Here is a 19,374-nt window from a genome sequence, read left to right on the forward strand (position 1 = left end):
CATACTTGTGTTACATCTCTGAACGCTCACTCATCTCCACTCCCACGGCCGCTGCTGCAACCCCGGCTGCCCCCACACGCCCTGCCCTAACTGGCGGGCCCGGCGCTCCGCCACAGAGTAACGCCGTTCATCGCAGTAGCGGTCGTACACGGCAGTCTCACCTGCCGCGACCATCGCCAGGTTCAGGCTTCGCCCGCCGGCCAACACCTCCCCCACCAGCCGCCCGTAGCGATCGCGCTCGATCGCTCGCACCTCCACCTGGCTCGGCGTGATACGGCGCAGGTGGTCGCGGCTGCGGCGGCCCCAGAGCTGCTGGCCCATCTCCGGGGCATCGATGCAGTACAGGCGTATCTTCTCCTCGCGACCATCGCAGAATACGGTCATGGTGTCGCCATCGTAGATGCTCACGACACTGCAGCTCGCAAAATAAGAATCACCTGCCTTCCTATGCCACCGCAGCGCCTCCTCGTGGGAAGCGCTGTGGTGGCGAATATGCTGTCAGGTTATAGGTAGCCACGTTCGGCAAAGGAGACACACCCCTCGCTCCCGACCACGATGTGGTCGATGACCCGGATCTCCATCAGGCCCAGCGCCTCCTTAAGCCGCTGGGTGATGCGCCGGTCGGCATCACTGGGCTCGGGATCGCCGCTTGGGTGATTATGGACCAGTATGACAGCGGCGCTGTTACAGGCTAACGCCTTCTTCACCACCTCGCGGGGGTAGACGCTGGCCGAGTCGATGGTGCCGCGGAACAGTTCCTCGAAACGGATCACGCGGTGTTGGGTATTTAGGAAGATGGCGCTGAACACCTCATGCTCAACCTCCTGCAGCAACACCTGCAGGTACTCGAAGGCCAGTGCCGGCTGGGTGAGCTTGCGTCCCCTGGCCAGCCGGCGCCTGGCGAGCCGCTGGGCGATCTGCAGCAGCTCAGCCTCTGTCACCGGGGCGGTGACGCGGTAGGTGCCGGCGACTTCGCCGGCCACCAGCTTGCAATGGGTCATGTTCTGTCTCCTCAGGCCGCCATCACCAGCGCCATGCGGCGCTCCAGTTCCGCGTAGAACGCCTCGACCCGCTCGGCGATGCTGCGGATCATCGCCTCGTCCCGGTAGGCCCGCTTGACGAACAGCGGCATGCCCGGCCAGTAGCTGACAAAGTCGATCCACTCCCGTTCGCTGACCCACAGACCGCCCTGGCACTGCGCGACATGTTCCGGGGGCAGCTCTCCCTCGAGCAGCAACTCGATCTGGTACTTGGGGAGCTTGGTCTTGATCTCCACCAGGCCGCGGCTGTCCACCAGGCAATCCGGGGAATAACCCACCCCGTGGTTGAGGATGATGCCGACCTGCTCCAGCCGAGGCAGGCCGGTGGCCTCCTGGTAGAGCTCGCGGGCCAATGGTTCCAGTTCATGCCCGCGCTGAGTGTGGGTGTTGCCCGAAAAGGCATCGGACGGCTCGCCGGTGATGCGCTCGCCGATCAGCTGGTGCATGTAACTCAGGGCACCGGCACCGAAGCCTGCCGGGCCCTTGCCCTTGACCAGCAGGGTCTTCAGTTCGGACATGGTGACGATGCCCAGACGGGCGGCATGCCACTCCGGCGTACCCTGTTCCAGTGTCAGGATCTGCATGACGCTCTCCTTCTCGATGACACGGCATACACGGCGAGGGGGCTGTCCCCTCGCTGGCCGGTCAATGACGTTGTTGGATCAGTGGTGTTGACGATCGGGCCTGGCGCGCTTCTGCAGGGAGGCCCGCAGCTTGTCGAAATCACTGCGCGGTACCTGTTCGGCCTCGCCGTACTTGCCGACGAACCATTCCTGCGTGGCCGCGGGACAGACAGTGATCAGCTGCCTGAGCTGCCCCGCCTGGAAGGACGTGACCAGCTTCACCGGGGCGGCGGCCTGGCCGTTGTCGTCCTGGCCGCGGGTGGTGATGTTGAGCAGGGCGCAGAGCACGTAGCGCTTGCCGTAGCTGGTCGAGGAGCCGAAGGCCTGCACGGCGTTCTTGCTGCCGCTGGTATCGGCCGGCAGCAGCATGCTGGTCTCCTCGCGGTGGCCGTCCTGGTGCATCAGCACCCCGGTGACCTGGATGCCGCGTTCCTGGGTCTGGATCCGGAAGCTCACCGCGAAGCCGTGCTTCTGCATGATCGGGCGCACGGTGTCGACGATGTCCTCCAGGGTGGCGTAGGCGCCGTTGTTGCCCTGGCCGCGCTCGGCAATGCTCGGCAACTCGGTCTGCATGGCCGCCATGGCGGCGCTGTAGGCCATCAGTGCCTGGCGATCGAGGACGCGCTCCTGCATCTGCAGCAGGCGCTCCATCTTGTCGATGTCGACCTCGGGGTTGAGGGCGGCCCGTTCGATCACCTGGATGATCGCGGTACTGTCCTGAAGGGACTGGGTGACCGGTGTCTTGCCATTGGCATCGGGTTGGATGGGAATGGCCATGGGGATCTCCTTACTGGTAGCGGTTGATGACGTCCTGGAGCTGGTCGGCGGGGACCGGCTCCAGCGACACGACCACGCGATACAGCTGGCCCTTGGCCAGCACGTGGGTCTGGGCCTCGTACTCCCTGGCCTCCAGTAGCTGACGGGTCAGCTGGGTCAGGGCGCGGCAGATCTCGAATGTCATGGGCGGTTGCATCGGCACCTCCAGAAACAAAAACGCCCGGCCGTGGTGGGCCGGGCGCTATGCCGTGGTGTGGGAACGTGGATTAAGACGGTGAGAGGGAAAGCGATCCGTGACACAAGGCGCCCTGATGATCAGCTCACCAGCGCCATGGCCGATTCCAGGGCCTTGTCCTTGAGACTGGCCCCTTGGCCGAACCAGGCGGAGTCCATGCGGTAGTCGTTGCTGCGTGCCCGCTTCTCATGGTCGACGTACTCGGTCACCGCATTGAGCAGGCCCCATGCCGTGTCCCTGGCGGTACACAGCTGGGAACCAAGTCCCTCTCCCTGGTAGAGAGCCTGTACCCGATTCAGGGCGCGGACGTTTGGCAAGCCGGAGGGATCCTCCAGCGGTGCCTCGGCATTGCAGATCACCGACTGGAAGTAGGCCTGGGCCTCGGAACGGGTGACCCGGCGTTCGGCCAGGGTCTTCATGCGGTACATGAAGTCGTCCCACTGCGCGACCGAGATGCCCAGCTGTTGCTTGACCAGTTGCGGGCGGAACTCGGTGCTGTGCGGCACCTTCACGCCCTGAGCCATATCGTCCACGGCGATAGTCAGGGTATTGTTGCACACCACCCGTACCGAGGTGGGCGTGGCCACCGTCGCCAATGAGCCATCACAGGAGGTGGCAAGCAGCAGGTAGGCGTTGACCTGGTCCTGCCCCTTCAAGGCGGTGCCCAGGCCGCTGCGGGCCAGCGCCCAGAACTTGCGCCCACCCTTGAGCACCCCGGCGGTCTCCAGCTCATAGCCGGCGTACTCGGTCAGATCCCGGTAGAACTCCAGCACCTCCTCCGGCTGCACCACCTTGTAACGCTGGGAGACCACCGACAGCGGGGCCCGGGTGTCCGAGCGGTAGAGCACCTTCTGCTCCGGGAAGGAGTGGATGCTGCCCAGGTGCCCCGTACCATCGGCGATGAAGCGCACCGGGGAGGCTTCGATGTGCCAGTCCATGCCGGTCTGCTGCCGCCACACCTCCAGGGGCTGATGGCGCGAGAGTTGTTGCCCCAGGCCATGCCAGGGGGTGTCGCCGACGTAGGCCATGTGTTCGATCTGATGTGCCATAAGAAACCTCCAAGACGAAAAAGCCGGCAAGTCGCCGGCAGAGGGGATGAAAGTGGGGTGACGGGATCAATCCAGTACCCGGAAGGCATGGCCGCATCCCAGGCAGAGCCAGGGCGTGCCTTCTCCGGGAGGAAACAGGTGCTGGACCATCTGATGGCCAGCGGCGGCCCCGGCGATACCGCTCGACGCAGCGGCCATCACTGCAACGGCGACTCGGCTGAGGGGAAAGTGAGCGGAGGAGGCCGGCAACCGGCCGGGCGAGGAGAGCGACGCATAGGCACCCTTTAGGGAGCCGGCCAACGCGCCGGTAGCCGTCCCCAACTTGCGGGCGGTCTCGAGGTTGATCACGCGCTGCGAGACACAGCGCGAGCAGGGTGGGGGCATGTCATGTGTCCTGTGTCGGTGGAAGAAGCCTGGGTAGGACTTGGGTCACAGGAGTGATATAGGTCTGAAAAAAATACAATCGTCGCTCATGGTGTGAGCGAGCGCCGAGCCTCTGTGGCTCGTCGTTATCTCATTAATAAAATGGAATTATTTTCTACTGTTTGGAATAGACGGAAAGCCGGGATCGGAACGCCGCAATGGCTCATGGAGAATGGGACACAACCCCCCTACTCCATCGGGCTGTTCCCCGTGTGACTGACGGTACCTAGTAGTATGCATACGCAGAACACCACAGGAATATCACCAGGGAGGAGGCCTACAAGCCGACGACCCATCCATCAAGGACAACAGGAGATACCCCGTAGGGGAAAGGCAACAGACGACAGTAAGAGGTCGCTAGAATAAGCAACCCTCTCAGAGACATATATCGACAGTGACACCAGCAATGGACCTTCCAGAGAACCAGGTGACCTGCCCCGTCAGTGACGCTGACTTCACTATTACAGCTTTAACATAGAGGAGTGACTGACACGTGGCGTGGGGCCGAAGGCCATGACCACGCGCGTGTCATATCCCACCAGAGCCTATCCCCTTCCTGCACGGGACGATGGCTACGCGTTGTGACGCGCCATCGCCTTGGAGTGGGCTAACCCTTCACCTCTTTCACGATGACACCGCCCCGTAAAGGACACGGCCTCAGTGCCGTGGGTATCCGCGTGGGTGTTTACCAGGAGACAGATACCATGAAACTCAAGCCAACCGTCGGCCAGCGCTTGCGCAAACGCCACTGGGACAATCCCCATCTACGCCTGTGGTTTGATGCGTATTACCACGACATGCGGGTCCAGACCTCACGAGGACCCTTGATCGAAAATTACCTGTATACCCTCCTCCGCGTGATGAACCAGGCACGCCGTGCCAATAGCCGAACCTACGCGATCCGCATCGATCTGCGCTTCCCCGAGGCCATGCCGGTCAGTTCCCTGCTGGCCAGTAATGCCGCGATGAACAAATTCTTTACGAGACTGGGCTGGGAACTCGACCTGATCAAGATCAAGTACCCACATGACATGCGCTACGTCTGGGTTCGGGAGCAGGACACCAGCGACAAGCCCCATTACCACGTTCTGCTGCTGTTCAACGGCAATGCCCTGCAAAGCCTGGGGCCGTTGAGTGCCTACGCTGAGAAGAGCGCTACCGAGGCGTATGCAGGGGACATCCTCTACCACCGACTCGTGCGCGCCTGGGAAGGGGTCATTGGCTTGCCAGCGGAACAGATGGGGGGACTGGTCAACGTCTCCAAGGATAAGTTCACCAAAGAGCTCATCACCTTCCACTTCCATCGTGACGACCAGGACTCGTTCGAGCAGCTCTTCTACGCGGCGAGCTACATGTGTAAGGCGCACACCAAACCCATCGCTCAAGGGATGCATTGCTGCGATGGGAGTCGCCGCTAGCCCCTCCTCCGCGTCAAGGGCTACCGCGGGGCCCGCGAGCCAAGGACTGCTGGAGGAAGAAGGGGGCAGGTAGTGGCGACCGCCTATTCCCCTTTAGGCTGCCCCAGGGGCTGACTGAGGATCTGTCGAAACACACCTCTGAACCGCTTTCGAGACAGCGAGCCGGTGAGTTGTGTGTCCATCACTCCACCGCGATGACGCGGCGACCTTCGCGGAGGTGTTCTATGCCGCAAGCTACCTGTGCAAGGCCTATTCCAAACACATCGCCTCGGGCTATCACTGTTTTGGTGGCAGTCGGCGGTAGCGAGTGGCGCCAGAGTCGGTACCCTCTTTGCCATGATGCTGCGCATGACCTCCAGGAGGACCCGACATGCCGGACACCCAAGCGCTGGCTTGCTGACGGCGGCGTAGCCACACGGCGAAATCGCTTGTTACCGGGTCCAGGGTGGCCGGTAACCCAATGGGTGAGGTTGCGTCCTCCCGACTCTTGGCAAATCCATACAGCCGCCAGGCGGCCTGACGATCTCGATTGTCGGGGATCAGACAAAAATCGAGCGACGTCACATCAACCGCATCATGCGAAGCGTTGGCGAGTTCGAGCAAGTCTTGGAGCTGTACGGCCAAGTGACGGGCAAGGGGATAGAAGAGGGTCACTTGGGGCGGTAGCGCATCAGCATCGCCACCCAGTGACGAGGCATCTTGGGGCCAACGTGGGAAATCATCGACGATGGCCTTGACCACATCGGGGTGACGCACCGCCACATCATCGATGTTCGACGCATCACTCCCCTCGCTCCGGGCCAGCAGCTGCAGGGCATAGGCCTGCAGGCGGCACTGCAACCAGTGGGCTAACGCCTCATCATAGTGTTCCGCCAACCATGCCCCCTGTGCACCGACGCGAAACCCGGCCGGCAGCAGCCACCTCGCATCATCGAAAACGGCCTCGTCACCGTCGGACAGCCCGTGTGGCCCCACGCCACCAGAGGACCTGCTTTCCAGCATCGCCACGACAAATAGCGCCTCTGCCAGGCCGTTGATCTCGGTCATCGGCGGTAATGGCGCGCCCTTGGTACGCGGGGTCCAGATCAGCAGATCCACGCACAGTCGGTCACGCCGACCGAACGCGGGATGAGAGAGGTTCAGCGTGAACAGCGATGTCCGTCGACCGCCCAGGCCCATACGCCCAGGCTGGTAATGGCCTAACAGCCCCAGCCGCTTTAATTTGCTCAGTTGACTGTGCAGCCGACTGCGCCCCATCCCGGTCAGAGATTTCAACTCCGAGAAGCCCAAACCAATGACCTGTCCGGCACTGTCGGCGTGAGCGAGCAGCACCATTACCAGCCACCGATTAGCCGAGGTAAGCTGATATTTGCGTGCATGGCCTTTACGAAGGTTCGGTGGCAACGGCGATAGCAAGACCGACCCGTCACCTCCCCCATTGTCACTTCCGTCCATCGGCAATTCGCTATCGGATAGCGTCTCCAAGGCTCGTCGCTTCGAGCCCCCGTCGATCGGTGTCATCTTCACCGCTGTGGTGACGTCATCCACCGCCTTGTCCCCCGACGCTTCCCAACCGCTGACGGACTCGATGCAGTCTGCCAGCGGCACGCTGGGCTGCGGAAGTGCGGCAAGCTTAGCCACCAGCGATGGTGCCACACGATACGTCTCGCAGGATCGTCCGCGTCCCTTGTTGGGAGCCGGGGTCGCCTCTATCCACCCCGACGCCTTGAGCGACCGGAGCGTTGCCTGCCCTTGGCTATCAGGCACCTGCAGTCTGTCCGGCAGCGTGCGTAACGAACAGGTCACGGGGCGATCAAGGCCGATATGGCGCGACCATTGCCACAGCCACCAGCGCGTTTCTGGCGATAGCGATACCCCGCCCAGCCACAGTAAAGAATGCGTCATCCGGTTGCCTCACCCCTTGATGCCACGGGTCAGTGAAGTAATTTTGTTCCCATAATAAACCGTTTTATATGGAATACAAAATAATATTGTGACATTGTCACGTGACTAAGTCACGATAGCTAGTCACAAAAATCATGAGGCGGATTGAGCCCGGTCGATGCCACCTCTATACTCGGTGCCGTAGCACGGAGCATTAAACGACACGACCTGCGCCGAGACGCCCTGCCATAGAGTGCAAGACATCGCCATGCCTCGACCGCCACATGTATGGATCGACCCCCAAAACCCTGCTCAGCTGGAGTGGATCATGGGCTATCTTGGTCGTCACCAACCTGACTTCACTGTGCCCGTTGACCTCTACTCACCACACCCGCTGCCGGATGTCAGCGCATTGATCGCGGCTCTCGAAGCACGCATGGGCGACCCACTCTTTCGCGAGCGCTATCGCAAGATGCAGACCGCCTGGCGGAAGGAAAAGTCGCGGCAACACCCCTATCGGAGGACGGTGACCTATCATCTTCCCAACAAGGTGCTATACCTCCTGGACAAGCTGGCAAGAAAGCGAGGGGATACCAAGGTCGGGGTGCTGGGGGAGGTCATTCAGGATGCCTGGTACCAGCATGACCGGGCGGCGAAACAGCTGAAGAAAACCAGCGCCACCTACAAAGCCCGCTTGAAGGATCAGCGCATCAAGTACCAGCAAGCCGAGCGGGTATATCGAGACACCATTGACGCTCTGCTCGAAGCTCTGGCGGAGAACTTGGATCATCGATGCTGTCTGGAGGCACTGGCTAGCGAGTACGACAACGCGACGCTGGAGGAGGCCGGCAAGGCCGCCTACCGGTCGCTGCTCCAGGCACGCCTGTCGGCGCTGGAGACGCCGCTGCGCGATGTCAAGATGCTGCGCCTTAAGACAGGATCACTGGCTCACCGTCTATCAGAGAGGGCCCAAGCACGCGACATAGCAGCACCCTTTGAGTGACCACATTGTGAGCTGTGGTATAGCTTTTGGAGAGCCTTCTTGGGGTACAACTCCTCATCAAAGCTGCGACACAATCGAGAAAAGGCCGGTGAATTACTTCACCGACCCACCACAATCGGAGCCTAATCAGGCATGGCCAATAAGGATAGGCCCGCTCGGCCTGCCCTCTGGAACAGGGTCCAAAGGAACCACATGGTAAGCCATGACTTTTGAATAGGCCTTGAAAGCTCCACCGCAACACTCTGACTGGAAGCCCAGCTCCCCATTCATTTTATTCTGGCTCAGCTTATCCATGACCCACGTCAAGTCGCCCAAGGGCTTTTCGCAGTAGTGACACTCCACCATGTACGCACTCCTTCAATAAAAAAATGTCTTTATGAGAAGACTACGATTATAGCAAAGAACCTACTGCTCTGCAGCAACCTCACATCCTTAATGTCGTACCGACTCAAAGCCTCTGTTTCGAATGGCTGTGAGGCGTGGGACTCGCAGACAAACACGGAAGGGGTTAGAAAGAAGTCAGCTTTAGAAAACTGACTTCTTTATTCAAACTCTATGCAGAGATCGCACCCCTATTCACCATCAACAAAATCAAGATTCAACCAAACCCTTCGTGTTTTATGCGGCTCAGAGAGCTCCTTTTCCGCACTCTCATTGAAAGCCTTTCTGAACCTTGGCTCCTTCCAAATAATCGGCTGAATCTTCTCAAAAACCTGATCTTCATTCATCGAGATATCCAAAGAAAAGCTCTTGCAAATGGCCGCAACATCTTTTGCAACCTCCTGTGAAGCTAGGACATGGTTACGCCAACCACCTGGAGGTCGAAGCCGGTCAAGGGATGACTCAATCAGGCTGCGCAACAACACCTCTCTCTCTTCTTTTTTCTCGGCCTTTACCTGATTTCCATATTGAGACTGCAAACTCTTGTCGCGGACCGCTTTCAGCAAGCGCCACGCTGTCGCGTGCTGCTGAGCGCAGGCAAATGAGTCAAGCATTTCTTCGCCAACTTTCATGAGCATCCCGGGCTGCGACGCCTCGGAAAAATAGCCTTTTATCTTCTGCATGTGATACTCGAAAAGGATACGAACATACACCGCCTGTCGCAATGCAATGTCAAAGTGTTCGTCAATTCGCTCATCAATCATACTCTCCTTACTGACCGGCCGTATAATCACCGACCAGTCCTTTCTTGGGTCGACTTCACCAGTCGCGATTTTCTCAATCGTGCTGACGACTTGCTCCTCCATATCCACTGCGTCGACCTTACTTTTCGGCAGTTCGTGCAAAAGAGAGTCGGCAAGGTCACCGGCTTTATCAAAGATCATCTGCCAAGGGTCTGTAGTCGTCACGTCAATCATGCCTCCCTGCTCAATCCAGTGACCCTTATATAGCACCCGCTTCTGGCTGCGGCCACCCTGACCCACCCCTAATCACATTCGCGAATCGACGTCAATGTCGATCCCTAAAATTCCGAGAAGTTTAAGGAGTGGCGATTCGCAGGCGACGGAGGGTCACCAAGATTGGGCCATCAAGACAGCGAATTAGGGAAACTGCCATGGCAGGAGCACTACTACGCCCCGATCAGGTCGCTGAACGGCTGGGCATGAGCCTCAGTTGGGTCTATGTCAACAAGCACAAGATCGGGTTCGTCCAGTTCGGCACCGCAGTGCGCTTTGAGCAGATCGCAGTGGAGAGGTACGCTGAGAACTGCAAGCGCGGCCCTCAGCCTGAGGAACGCGACACATGGGAATCACAGTCAGATACAGGGAAAAGAGGAACCGGTGGGTGGTCACGGAAACGTACCACGGTCACCGACATCAACGAACGTTTGAAGGGGATAGAGAGGGGGAGCGGCAGGCGCGGGAATACGCAGCGAAGCGCCAAGCCGAACTGAACGAAGCGGCTTTCCAGGGTGAGGCGATGGGACGCCAGCCGCGGCGCACCTTCATTGAGGGGCTCGAGCGATGGATCGACGAATACGACGTGGCCAGCCAGGTGAAGGCCATCCGACCGGTGGCCCACTACATGGGCGACCGGGTGCTGCTCGGAATGGAAAGCGTCGACAAGGCTCGCGAGATGGCCAGAGACCTTCGCAAGCAGGGGCGAGCACAGAGCACCATCAACAACCATCTGCAGGTGGTAAAGCGGGTACTGAACCTTGCCTACCGAGAATGGGGGTGGCTGGACCGCCCCTTGGGCGACAAGATCCGCAAGAAGATGCCGAAGAACGAACGGCATGTGTACCTGACCATCGAGCAGGTGGGTCAGCTGCTGCAAACCATCCCCGATCACTCGATTGTCGAGAAACGCGTGATCGCCCTGGCAGCACTGACCGGGCTACGCCAGGGCGAGCTGCTCAGCCTCGCTGCCTCGAACGTCCACGGTGGTCGCATCCTGCTGCGGCCAGACCAGACCAAGAGCGGCAAGGCCCGGGTGGTGCCAGTACCGGAAGATGCAAGGCCCTGGCTGGACGAGCTGCCCTTCGCTACCACCTATCATCGGCTGCGAACGGTGTGGGAGCATGCTCGCCAGGCCGTGGGGCGACCCGATCTGCGCTTTCACGACCTACGCCACAGCTACGCCAGCATGCTGGCCCAGGCCGGCGAGAGCATGACCACGGTGCGCGATCTGCTAGGGCATTCCAGCCTGATCGTCACCAGCCGCTACTCCCACATGTTCGATGCGGGGTTGGACGATATTGGCTCACGCCTGCCGAGCTTGAGCGCGGCCTTCTGCGACCAAACTGCGACCAAGCACTAGAAAAAGGGAGGGCAGAAACGCAAACAGTCGCCCGTAAGCGACTGTTTTTGAAGTGGTACCGGCGGTCGGACTCGAACCGACAAGGGCTTGCACCCGGCGGATTTTGAATCCGCTGCGTCTACCAATTCCGCCACGCCGGCAACGCGAGGGGCATTATACGTGGGCGCCGGGGCAGGTCAATCGGCCGGCTGACTTCATCGCGTCGAGACGGTATCCTAGCGGGCTTTGCGCGGCTCCCCGCGAGTCGCCCTCGACGCCCCTCATCCGGACCGAAACGTCTCATGCAGCGTGCCGACTTTCACTACGAGCTTCCCGAGGCGCTGATCGCGCGCTATCCCTCAGAACAGCGCAGCGACTGCCGCCTGCTGTGCGTCGATGGCGAGAGCGGATCCCTCGCCCACCGCCGCTTCCCCGACCTGGTCGAGCTGCTCGAGCCCGGCGACCTGCTGGTGTTCAACGACACCCGGGTGATTCCCGCGCGCCTGCACGGCCACAAGGCCAGCGGCGGCAAGGTGGAGATGCTGCTCGAGCGCCCGCTGGATGCCCACCGCGGCCTGGCGCACCTGCGTTCGAGCAAGTCACCGAAGCCCGGCACCGAAATCATCTTCGAGGGCGATATCCGCGCCGTGGTGGAGGGCCGCCAGGACGCGCTGTTCGAGCTGCGCTTTTTAGGCGAGACGCCGCTGATCGCGCTGCTCGAGGCCCACGGCCACATGCCGCTGCCACCCTACATCACCCGCGAGGACGAGCTGGCCGACCGCGAGCGCTACCAGACCGTCTATGCGCGGCGCGACGGCGCGGTGGCCGCGCCCACCGCCGGCCTGCACTTCGACGAGCCGCTGCTGGCGGCCCTGGCCGAGAAGGGCGTGGAGAGCGCCTATGTCACGCTGCACGTGGGCGCCGGCACCTTCCAGCCGGTGCGCGCCGACGACATTCGCGATCACCACATGCACAGCGAGTGGATCGAGGTGAGCGAGACGGCCTGCGAGCAGGTGCGCCGCGCCCGCGCCGCGGGTCGCCGGGTGATCGCGGTGGGCACCACCAGCGTGCGCTGCCTGGAATCGGCCTGCCTGAAGAGTGTTGACGGTGAGATCGCGCCCTACAGCGGCGAGACCGACATCTTCATCTACCCCGGCTATGAATGGCGCGTGGTCGACGCCCTGGTGACCAACTTCCACCTGCCGGAATCGACCCTGCTGATGCTGGTGTCGTCCTTCGCCGGCTATGACACGACGATGGCGGCCTACCGGGAGGCGGTGGCAGAAGGCTACGCCTTCTTCAGCTACGGCGATGCCATGTTCCTCGAGCGCGCGCGCTGAGCCACACGCCCTCGCCCGATCGCCCTTTTTTGGACCGCCCTGACACCCGGGTCCCGCGTGCCGCCGGCACGGGGCCCTTCGAGGCAAGCGAGACTCCCCATGCGTAAAGAAAGCTTCATGACATTCGAGCGCCTGGCCAGCGACGGTCGGGCCCGGCGCGGCCGCCTGACCTTCCCGCGGGGCACGGTGGAAACCCCGGCCTTCATGCCGGTGGGCACCTACGGCACCGTCAAGGGCATGACGCCCGAGTCGGTCAAGGAGATCGGCGCCGAGATCATCCTCGGCAACACCTTCCACCTCTGGCTGCGCCCCGGCACCGAGGTGATCGAGGCCCACGGCGACCTGCACGACTTCGCCCAGTGGGACAAGCCCATCCTCACCGACTCCGGCGGCTTCCAGGTGTTCTCGCTGGGCGCCATGCGCAAGATCACCGAGCAGGGCGTGCACTTCCGCTCGCCGGTGGACGGCGCCAAGGTGTTCATGGGCCCCGAGGAGTCCATGGCCGTGCAGCGCTCGCTGGGCTCCGACGTGGTGATGATCTTCGACGAGTGCACGCCCTACCCCGCCACCGAGAAGGAAGCCGAGCTCTCCATGCAGCGCTCGCTGCGCTGGGCGAAGCGCTCTCGCGAGGCCCATGGCGACTCGCCCTCGGCGCTGTTCGGCATCATCCAGGGCGGCATGTACCCGGAGCTTCGCGAGGCCTCGCTCAAGGGCCTTTTAGAGATCGGCTTCGATGGCCTGGCCATCGGCGGCCTCTCCGTCGGCGAGCCCAAGGAGGAGATGATCAAGGTGCTCGACTACCTGCCGACCTGGATGCCGGAGGACACCCCGCGCTACCTGATGGGCGTGGGCAAGCCCGAGGACCTGGTGGAGGGCGTACGCCGTGGCGTCGACATGTTCGACTGCGTGATGCCCACCCGCAACGCGCGTAACGGCCATCTCTTCACCGCCGAGGGCACGGTCAAGATCCGCAACGCCAAGCATCGCTATGACACCGGGCCGCTGGAAGAAGGCTGCGACTGCTACACCTGCCAGAACTTCTCGCGCAGCTACCTGCACCACCTCGATCGCTGCGGTGAAATGCTCGGTTCGATGCTCAATACCATCCACAACCTGCGCCACTATCAGCGCCTGATGGCCGGTTTGCGCGGTGCCATCGAAGCGGGTACATTGGCGAACTTCGTGGAAGGCTTCTATACGCAGCGCGGCCTGCCGGTTCCTCCCGCACCGAATTGACCCATGACCGGCCCGCCGGCCGGTCATTCATGCCTCTATTCATCACTCAGGAGATCGTCATACATGCTGGACTTCTTCATTTCCCCGGCCATGGCCCAGGACGCGGCCGCCCCCGGTGGGGGCATCGCCCAGATCGTCATGCTGGTCGGCTTCGTGGCCATCTTCTACTTTCTGCTGTGGCGTCCCCAGGCTAAGCGTGCCAAGCAGCACAAGCAGCTGATCGGCAACCTCTCCAAGGGTGACGAGATCGTCATCGGCGGCGGCATGCTGGGCCGCATCACCAAGGTGAGCGACGAAAGCGAGTTCCTGAGCATGGAAATCGCCGACGGCACCGAGGTCAACGTGCAGAAGAATGCCGTGGCCAACGTCCTGCCCAAGGGCACCATCAAGTCCATCTGACCCGGGCGCCCTTCGCCCCCGTCGCCGGCCACCCCCGGCCGTGACGGGGGCCGCCCTGCGGCCGGTGCGGCAGGAGCCGCGCGACCGGCTCCCTCCTTCATTGCCCGCCCGGCCCGCCTCGTCAGCCTCCAACGTCCGCAACCTGAGGACAGGGCCCCATGCTCAACCGTTACCCCCTGTGGAAGTATCTGCTGATACTCATCGTCCTCCTCGCCGGCCTGGTCTACTCCCTTCCCAACCTCTTCCCCGAGGATCCGGCAGTCCAGATCAGCAGCGAGCGGGGCGACGCCACCATCGATGAGCGCCAGCTCGAGCGCATCCGCGACGACCTCGACGAGGCCGGCATCGAGATCACCGAGGCCGAGCGCGACGCCAATCGCGTGCTGATCCGCCTCGACAACGCCGACGACCAGATCAGGGCCCGCGACCGCATCGCCGAGATGCTCGGCAACGACTACGTGGTGGCGCTGAACCTGGCCGAATCGACCCCTGAATGGCTGCAGTCGCTCTCCGCCTCGCCCATGACCCTGGGCCTCGATCTGCGCGGCGGCGTGCACTTCCTGCTCGAGGTCGACATGGACGCCGCCCTGGAGCAGCGCCTGGAGGTCAACGCCAGCGCCATGCGCGAGCAGCTGCGCGAAGAGCGGATCCGCTACCGCGACACCCAGATCGAGGGGCGCACCGTCTCCATGGCCTTCGCCAACGCGGAGGATCGTGACGAGGCGCGCGGCCTGATCGGCCGGGAGTTCCCCGAGTTCAGCTACTCGAGCGAGGGAGACGATCGCGGCGCGCGCCTGGTGATGACCATGAACGACCAGGCCGTGGACGAGCTCCAGGACTACGCCATCAACCAGAACCTCACCACCCTGCGCAACCGGGTGAATGAGCTGGGCGTGGCCGAACCGCTGGTGCAGCGCCAGGGGCCGGACCGCATCGTGGTGGAGCTGCCCGGCGTGCAGGACACCGTGGCCGCCAAGCGCATCGTCGGCGCCACCGCCAACCTCGAGTTCCGCCTCGAGGCGCGCCCGGACACCCCGGACAACGAGACCGAGTCCTTCCCGTTCCGCAACAGTGAGGGCCGCCGCGCCGACCTGATGCGCGACGTGATCATCACCGGGGACAGCGTTTCCAACGCCAACCACAGCTTCGACGAGAACGGTCGCCCGCAGGTCAATATCGACCTCGACGGCACTGGCGGCACGCTGATGAACCGCGCCACCCGCACCAACATCGGCCGCAACATGGCGGTGCTGTTCATCGAGCACAAGACCCGCGAGACCACCCGCATGGTCGACGGCGAGGAGGTCGTGGAGCGCACGCCCTACACCGAGCGCGGCATCATCAGCCTGGCCACCATCCAGAGCGCGCTGGGCAACAGCTTCCGCATCACCGGGCTCGACTCGCCCACCGAGGCGGCCGAGCTGGCCCTGCTGCTGCGTTCCGGCTCGCTGGCCGCGCCGATCTACTTCGCCCAGGAACGCACCATCGGGCCGAGCCTCGGCGCCGAGAACATCGAGCGCGGCGTGCTCTCGGTGCAGATCGGCCTGCTCTTGGTGGTGCTCTTCATGCTGGCGCGCTACAAGGTCTTCGGGGTCTTCGCCAACGTCGCCCTGGCGCTCAACCTGACCCTGCTGGTGGCCGCCATGTCGCTGCTCGGGGCTACCCTGACACTGCCCGGCATCGCCGGCATCGTGCTGACCCTGGGCATGGCGGTGGACGCCAACGTGCTGATCTTCGAGCGCATCCGTGAGGAACTGCGCACGGGACTCTCGGTGCAGCAGGCGATCCACGCCGGCTACCAGCGAGCCTTCACCTCGATCGTCGATGCCAACATCACCACCCTGCTGGTGGCGCTGATCCTGTTCTCGATCGGCACCGGGCCGGTCAAGGGCTTCGCCGTGACGCTCTCGCTGGGCATCCTGACCTCGCTGTTCACCGCCCTGATGGTGACCCGCGCGATGGTCAACCTGTGCTACGGCGGCAAGCCCATCAAGAAGCTCTGGATTTAAGAGGTGCCTATGAAATCCCTGACACAACGACAGTTCGACTTCATGGGCAAGCGTCGGATCGCCTTCGGGGTCTCGGTGGCGATGCTGCTGGCCGCGGTGGTCGCGATGCTGACGCTAGGCCTCAACCTGGGCCTCGACTTCACCGGCGGCACCCTGGTCGAGGTGCGCTTCTCAAGCGCGCCGGCGCTGGAAACCGTGCGCCAGGCGCTCGAGGGCGCAGGTTTCCAGGACGTCGCGGTGCAGACCTTCGGCGCCTCCACCGAGGTGCTGATCCGCCTGCAGCAGGCCTTCGAGGCCGGCGTCGGCGACCAGATCGTGACCCTGCTGCAGGACTCGGGCCATGACGTCTCGCTGGTACGCGCCGAGTTCGTCGGCGCCCAGGTGGGCGATCAGCTGCGCGACCAGAGCGGCATGGGCATGCTGGTGGCGCTGGGCATCGTGATGCTCTACGTCGCGGCGCGCTTCCAGTACAAGTTCGCCCTCGGCGCCCTGCTGGCACTGCTCCACGACGTGATCATCGTGATCGGCGCCTTCGCGCTGTTCGGCTTCGAGTTCGACCTCACGGTACTGGCGGCGGTGCTGGCGGTGATCGGCTACTCGCTCAACGACACCATCGTGGTCTATGACCGCATCCGCGAGAACATCCGCAAGTCGCAGATCGATGACATGCCGACCATCTTCAACGAGTCCATCAACCAGACCCTGTCGCGCACCCTGGCGACCTCGGGCACTACCCTGCTGGTGCTGCTGGCGCTGGTGATCCTCGGCGGCGACATGATCCACTACTTCGCGGTGGCGCTGATCCTCGGCGTGGTGGTCGGCACCTTCTCCTCCATCTACGTCTCCGCGGCCCTGCTGCTGCCGCTGAAGCTCTCGCGCGAGGATCTGATCCCGGCGAAGAAGGAGGACCCGGAGGCCGAAGAGCTGCCCTGACGGCGGCCCTTCTCGCGCCCACCAAAAAGCCACCCCGAGGGGTGGCTTTTTTTCGGTGCAAGGTGAGGCAAGCGCCTCGAATCACGCCTCGGCGGGTGCCGTCTCCCGGGCCCGGCGCACCGCCGCGGAAAGCGAGCGGGTCAGCTCGAGCACGCTGCGCGAGGCCTCGGCGGGGCTCTCGGCCCGGGCGACGCTGTCGGTCAGCGCCGAGCCCACCACCACCGCATCGGCGAAGCGGGCGATGCGCTCGGCCTGCTCCGGGGTGCGGATGCCGAAGCCGACGCCGATCGGCAGCGCGGTGCGCGCGCGGATGGCCTCGACTTCCTGCGCCACGCGCTCGGCGGACGGCGCGGCGGCGCCGGTCACGCCGGTGCTTGAGACGTAGTAGAGGAAGCCCGAGGTGTTCTCAAGCACCAGCGGCAGGCGCTGCGCGTCGGTGGTCGGCGTCGCCAGGCGAATGAAGTCGAGGCCGTGGGCCCGGGTCGGCAGGCACAGCTCCGCATCGTGCTCAGGCGGCAGGTCGACCACGATCAGCCCGTCCACGCCGGCATCAAAGGCCTCGGTCAGGAAGGCCTCGACGCCCATGCAGTAGATGGGGTTGTAGTAGCCCATCAGCACCACCGGCGTCGCGTCATCGCGCTCGCGCAGCGCCCGCACCATGGCAAGCGTCTTGCGCATGTCCTGCCCCCCCTTGAGGGCACGCAGCGTGGAGGCCTGGATGGACGGACCGTCCGCCATGGGGTCTGTGAACGGCATGCCCAGCTCGATCACGTCGGCGCCCGCCTCGGGCAGGGCCAGCAGGGTCTCGAGGCTGGTGGCGTAGTCGGGATCGCCGGCGCTGATGAAGGTGACGAGGCCGGCGCGATCGGCGGCCTTGAGTTCATTGAAGCGACGTGCAATACGGTCGTGGCGTTGGGTCATCGCCTCTCTCCTCATTCTGCCGGGGCGTCGTCGGCCAGCTCGTCGGCCAGGTGTTCGGTGACGGTGGCCATGTCCTTGTCGCCCCGTCCGCTCAGGTTCAGCACCATCAGATGGTCCGCCGGCAGCGTCGGCGCCAGCTTGATCGCATGGGCGATGGCGTGGGCGGTCTCCAGGGCCGGGATGATGCCCTCCAGACGGCACAGCGCCTTGAAGGCGTCCAGCGCCTCATCATCGGTCACCGCGACGTACTCGGCGCGACCGGTCTCGTGCAACCAGGCGTGCTCGGGGCCGATGCCCGGGTAGTCGAGCCCCGCCGAGATGGAGTGCGCGTCGGTGATCTGACCCGCGGCGGACTGCAGCAGGAAGGTCCGGTTGCCGTGCAGCACGCCGGGGCTGCCGCCCTGCAGGCTGGCGGCGTGCTTGCCGGTGTCCAGTCCCTCGCCGGCGGCCTCCACGCCGATCAGGCGCACGCCCTCGTCCTCGAGGAACGGATGGAACAGCCCCATGGCGTTGGAGCCGCCGCCGATGCAGGCCACCAGGGAGTCCGGCAGCCGGCCTTCCTTCTCGGGCATCTGCTCGCGCACCTCGCGGCCGATCACCGACTGGAAGTCGCGCACCATGGCCGGATAGGGATGGGGACCGGCCACGGTGCCGATGATGTAAAAGGTGTCCGCCACGTTGGTCACCCAGTCGCGCAGGGCATCGTTCATCGCGTCCTTCAGGGTGCCGGTGCCGCTGGTCACCGGGATCACCTTGGCGCCCAGCAGCTTCATGCGCTGCACGTTGACCAGTTGGCGGTCGATGTCGGTGCTGCCCATGTAGATGATGCATTCCAGGCCGAAGCGGGCAGCCACGGTGGCGGTGGCCACGCCGTGCATGCCGGCCCCGGTCTCGGCGATGATGCGCTTCTTGCCCATGCGCCGGGCGAGCAGCACCTGACCGATGCAGTTGTTGATCTTGTGCGCGCCGGTATGCATCAGGTCTTCACGCTTGAGGTAGATGCGGGCGCCACCCAGCTGCTCGGTCAGCCGCTCGGCGAAATAGAGCGGGCTCGCTCGCCCGATATAGTCGCGGTGCAGTGCCTCCAGCTCGGCGTGGAAATCGGGATCCTGCTTCGCCGACGCGTAGGCCGCCTGAAGCTCGAGGATCAGCGGCATCAGGGTTTCGGCGACGAAGCGGCCACCGAAGCGACCGAAGAAACCGTTGGCATCGGGGGCGAGTTCGGCGGTCGGGTGCGGCAGACCCATGGTGACGACTCCTGACTGGTGAGGTTGGCCATCACGATAAAGCGCGCCGCGGCCCTGTGATAAGCGATCATTGCGCGCTAATCTGTGAGAAAAGCTGA

At 63.3% G+C, this 19,374-nt stretch carries 20 protein-coding genes and 1 tRNA gene; 9 read left to right on the forward strand and 12 right to left on the reverse strand.

Annotated elements, in window-relative coordinates:
* Window positions 1–30: 30 nt before the first annotated feature.
* The 7 genes from BM388_RS10780 to BM388_RS10810 all read right to left on the reverse strand — a co-directional run bounded on the left by BM388_RS10780 (window position 31) and on the right by BM388_RS10810 (window position 4,108).
* Window positions 31–384 (reverse strand): thermonuclease family protein, encoded by a 354-nt coding sequence (locus BM388_RS10780; protein WP_139233926.1) that lies wholly within the window; start codon window positions 382–384, stop codon window positions 31–33.
* 119 nt (window positions 385–503) lie between these two features.
* Window positions 504–1,001 carry a RadC family protein gene (gene radC, locus BM388_RS10785; RefSeq protein WP_089850006.1) on the reverse strand — a complete coding sequence of 166 codons (498 nt, stop codon included), beginning with the start codon at window positions 999–1,001 and terminating at the stop codon, window positions 504–506.
* A gap of 11 nt (window positions 1,002–1,012) precedes the next feature.
* A complete protein-coding gene (locus BM388_RS10790; protein WP_089850008.1) occupies window positions 1,013–1,624 on the reverse strand; it encodes a lambda exonuclease family protein in 612 nt (203 codons plus the stop codon).
* A gap of 78 nt (window positions 1,625–1,702) precedes the next feature.
* A complete protein-coding gene (locus BM388_RS10795; protein ID WP_089850010.1) occupies window positions 1,703–2,440 on the reverse strand; it encodes an ERF family protein in 738 nt (245 codons plus the stop codon).
* Window positions 2,441–2,450: 10 nt separating this feature from the next.
* Window positions 2,451–2,624 (reverse strand): hypothetical protein, encoded by a 174-nt coding sequence (locus BM388_RS17855; protein WP_175535076.1) that lies wholly within the window; start codon window positions 2,622–2,624, stop codon window positions 2,451–2,453.
* Between the two features lie 131 nt (window positions 2,625–2,755).
* Window positions 2,756–3,724, reverse strand: coding sequence for a DUF932 domain-containing protein (locus tag BM388_RS10805; RefSeq protein ID WP_089850013.1), 969 nt, complete (start codon window positions 3,722–3,724; stop codon window positions 2,756–2,758).
* Window positions 3,725–3,790: 66 nt separating this feature from the next.
* Window positions 3,791–4,108 carry a hypothetical protein gene (locus BM388_RS10810; protein WP_089850016.1) on the reverse strand — a complete coding sequence of 106 codons (318 nt, stop codon included), beginning with the start codon at window positions 4,106–4,108 and terminating at the stop codon, window positions 3,791–3,793.
* A gap of 743 nt (window positions 4,109–4,851) precedes the next feature.
* Here BM388_RS10810 and BM388_RS10815 point away from each other — a divergent pair.
* Window positions 4,852–5,565: a YagK/YfjJ domain-containing protein gene (locus BM388_RS10815; protein WP_175535077.1), complete on the forward strand. Its 714-nt coding sequence runs from the start codon at window positions 4,852–4,854 to the stop codon at window positions 5,563–5,565.
* A gap of 276 nt (window positions 5,566–5,841) precedes the next feature.
* On the opposite strand, the gene BM388_RS10820 is transcribed toward BM388_RS10815, so the two are convergent.
* Window positions 5,842–7,470, reverse strand: a complete 1,629-nt coding sequence (locus BM388_RS10820; RefSeq protein WP_139233928.1) for a hypothetical protein — start codon at window positions 7,468–7,470, stop codon at window positions 5,842–5,844.
* 307 nt (window positions 7,471–7,777) lie between these two features.
* On the opposite strand from BM388_RS10820, the gene BM388_RS10825 reads away from it, so the two are divergent.
* Window positions 7,778–8,452, forward strand: a complete 675-nt coding sequence (locus tag BM388_RS10825) for a hypothetical protein (protein ID WP_089850022.1) — start codon at window positions 7,778–7,780, stop codon at window positions 8,450–8,452.
* A gap of 572 nt (window positions 8,453–9,024) precedes the next feature.
* On the opposite strand, the gene BM388_RS10835 is transcribed toward BM388_RS10825, so the two are convergent.
* On the reverse strand, window positions 9,025–9,810 hold the full coding sequence (locus BM388_RS10835) for a hypothetical protein (RefSeq protein WP_089850028.1): 786 nt from the start codon (window positions 9,808–9,810) through the stop codon (window positions 9,025–9,027).
* A gap of 197 nt (window positions 9,811–10,007) precedes the next feature.
* On the opposite strand from BM388_RS10835, the gene BM388_RS17860 reads away from it, so the two are divergent.
* Together BM388_RS17860 and BM388_RS10840 are read left to right on the forward strand one after the other, a co-directional pair.
* Window positions 10,008–10,346 (forward strand): helix-turn-helix domain-containing protein, encoded by a 339-nt coding sequence (locus tag BM388_RS17860; protein ID WP_175535078.1) that lies wholly within the window; start codon window positions 10,008–10,010, stop codon window positions 10,344–10,346.
* 26 nt (window positions 10,347–10,372) lie between these two features.
* Window positions 10,373–11,212 (forward strand): tyrosine-type recombinase/integrase, encoded by an 840-nt coding sequence (locus BM388_RS10840; protein ID WP_175535079.1) that lies wholly within the window; start codon window positions 10,373–10,375, stop codon window positions 11,210–11,212.
* A gap of 53 nt (window positions 11,213–11,265) precedes the next feature.
* On the opposite strand, the gene BM388_RS10845 is transcribed toward BM388_RS10840, so the two are convergent.
* Window positions 11,266–11,352, reverse strand: a tRNA-Leu gene (locus BM388_RS10845).
* A 141-nt stretch (window positions 11,353–11,493) separates the two neighbouring features.
* Here BM388_RS10845 and queA point away from each other — a divergent pair.
* The 5 genes from queA (at window position 11,494) to secF (ending at window position 17,108) form a co-directional block, all read left to right on the forward strand.
* Window positions 11,494–12,531, forward strand: coding sequence for a tRNA preQ1(34) S-adenosylmethionine ribosyltransferase-isomerase QueA (gene queA, locus BM388_RS10850; protein WP_089850031.1), 1,038 nt, complete (start codon window positions 11,494–11,496; stop codon window positions 12,529–12,531).
* A 117-nt stretch (window positions 12,532–12,648) separates the two neighbouring features.
* Entirely contained in the window at window positions 12,649–13,767 is a 1,119-nt protein-coding gene (tgt, locus tag BM388_RS10855) for a tRNA guanosine(34) transglycosylase Tgt (RefSeq protein ID WP_217641058.1), read from the forward strand.
* A gap of 63 nt (window positions 13,768–13,830) precedes the next feature.
* Window positions 13,831–14,166, forward strand: a complete 336-nt coding sequence (yajC, locus tag BM388_RS10860) for a preprotein translocase subunit YajC (protein ID WP_089850035.1) — start codon at window positions 13,831–13,833, stop codon at window positions 14,164–14,166.
* Between the two features lie 158 nt (window positions 14,167–14,324).
* On the forward strand, window positions 14,325–16,175 hold the full coding sequence (secD, locus tag BM388_RS10865) for a protein translocase subunit SecD (protein ID WP_089850037.1): 1,851 nt from the start codon (window positions 14,325–14,327) through the stop codon (window positions 16,173–16,175).
* Window positions 16,176–16,184: 9 nt separating this feature from the next.
* Complete coding sequence (gene secF, locus BM388_RS10870; RefSeq protein ID WP_089850039.1) at window positions 16,185–17,108, forward strand: protein translocase subunit SecF; 924 nt, start codon at window positions 16,185–16,187, stop codon at window positions 17,106–17,108.
* An 81-nt stretch (window positions 17,109–17,189) separates the two neighbouring features.
* Here the strand turns inward: secF and trpA are convergent, their stop codons facing one another.
* Both trpA and trpB read right to left on the reverse strand, forming a co-directional pair.
* On the reverse strand, window positions 17,190–18,029 hold the full coding sequence (gene trpA, locus BM388_RS10875) for a tryptophan synthase subunit alpha (RefSeq protein WP_089850041.1): 840 nt from the start codon (window positions 18,027–18,029) through the stop codon (window positions 17,190–17,192).
* An 11-nt stretch (window positions 18,030–18,040) separates the two neighbouring features.
* Window positions 18,041–19,276, reverse strand: coding sequence for a tryptophan synthase subunit beta (gene trpB, locus BM388_RS10880; protein ID WP_089850043.1), 1,236 nt, complete (start codon window positions 19,274–19,276; stop codon window positions 18,041–18,043).
* Window positions 19,277–19,374: the final 98 nt, after the last annotated feature.

Origin of the sequence: Halomonas saccharevitans (assembly GCF_900116405.1) — a bacterium.
GTDB classification, from domain to species: Bacteria; Pseudomonadota; Gammaproteobacteria; order Pseudomonadales; family Halomonadaceae; genus Halomonas; species Halomonas saccharevitans.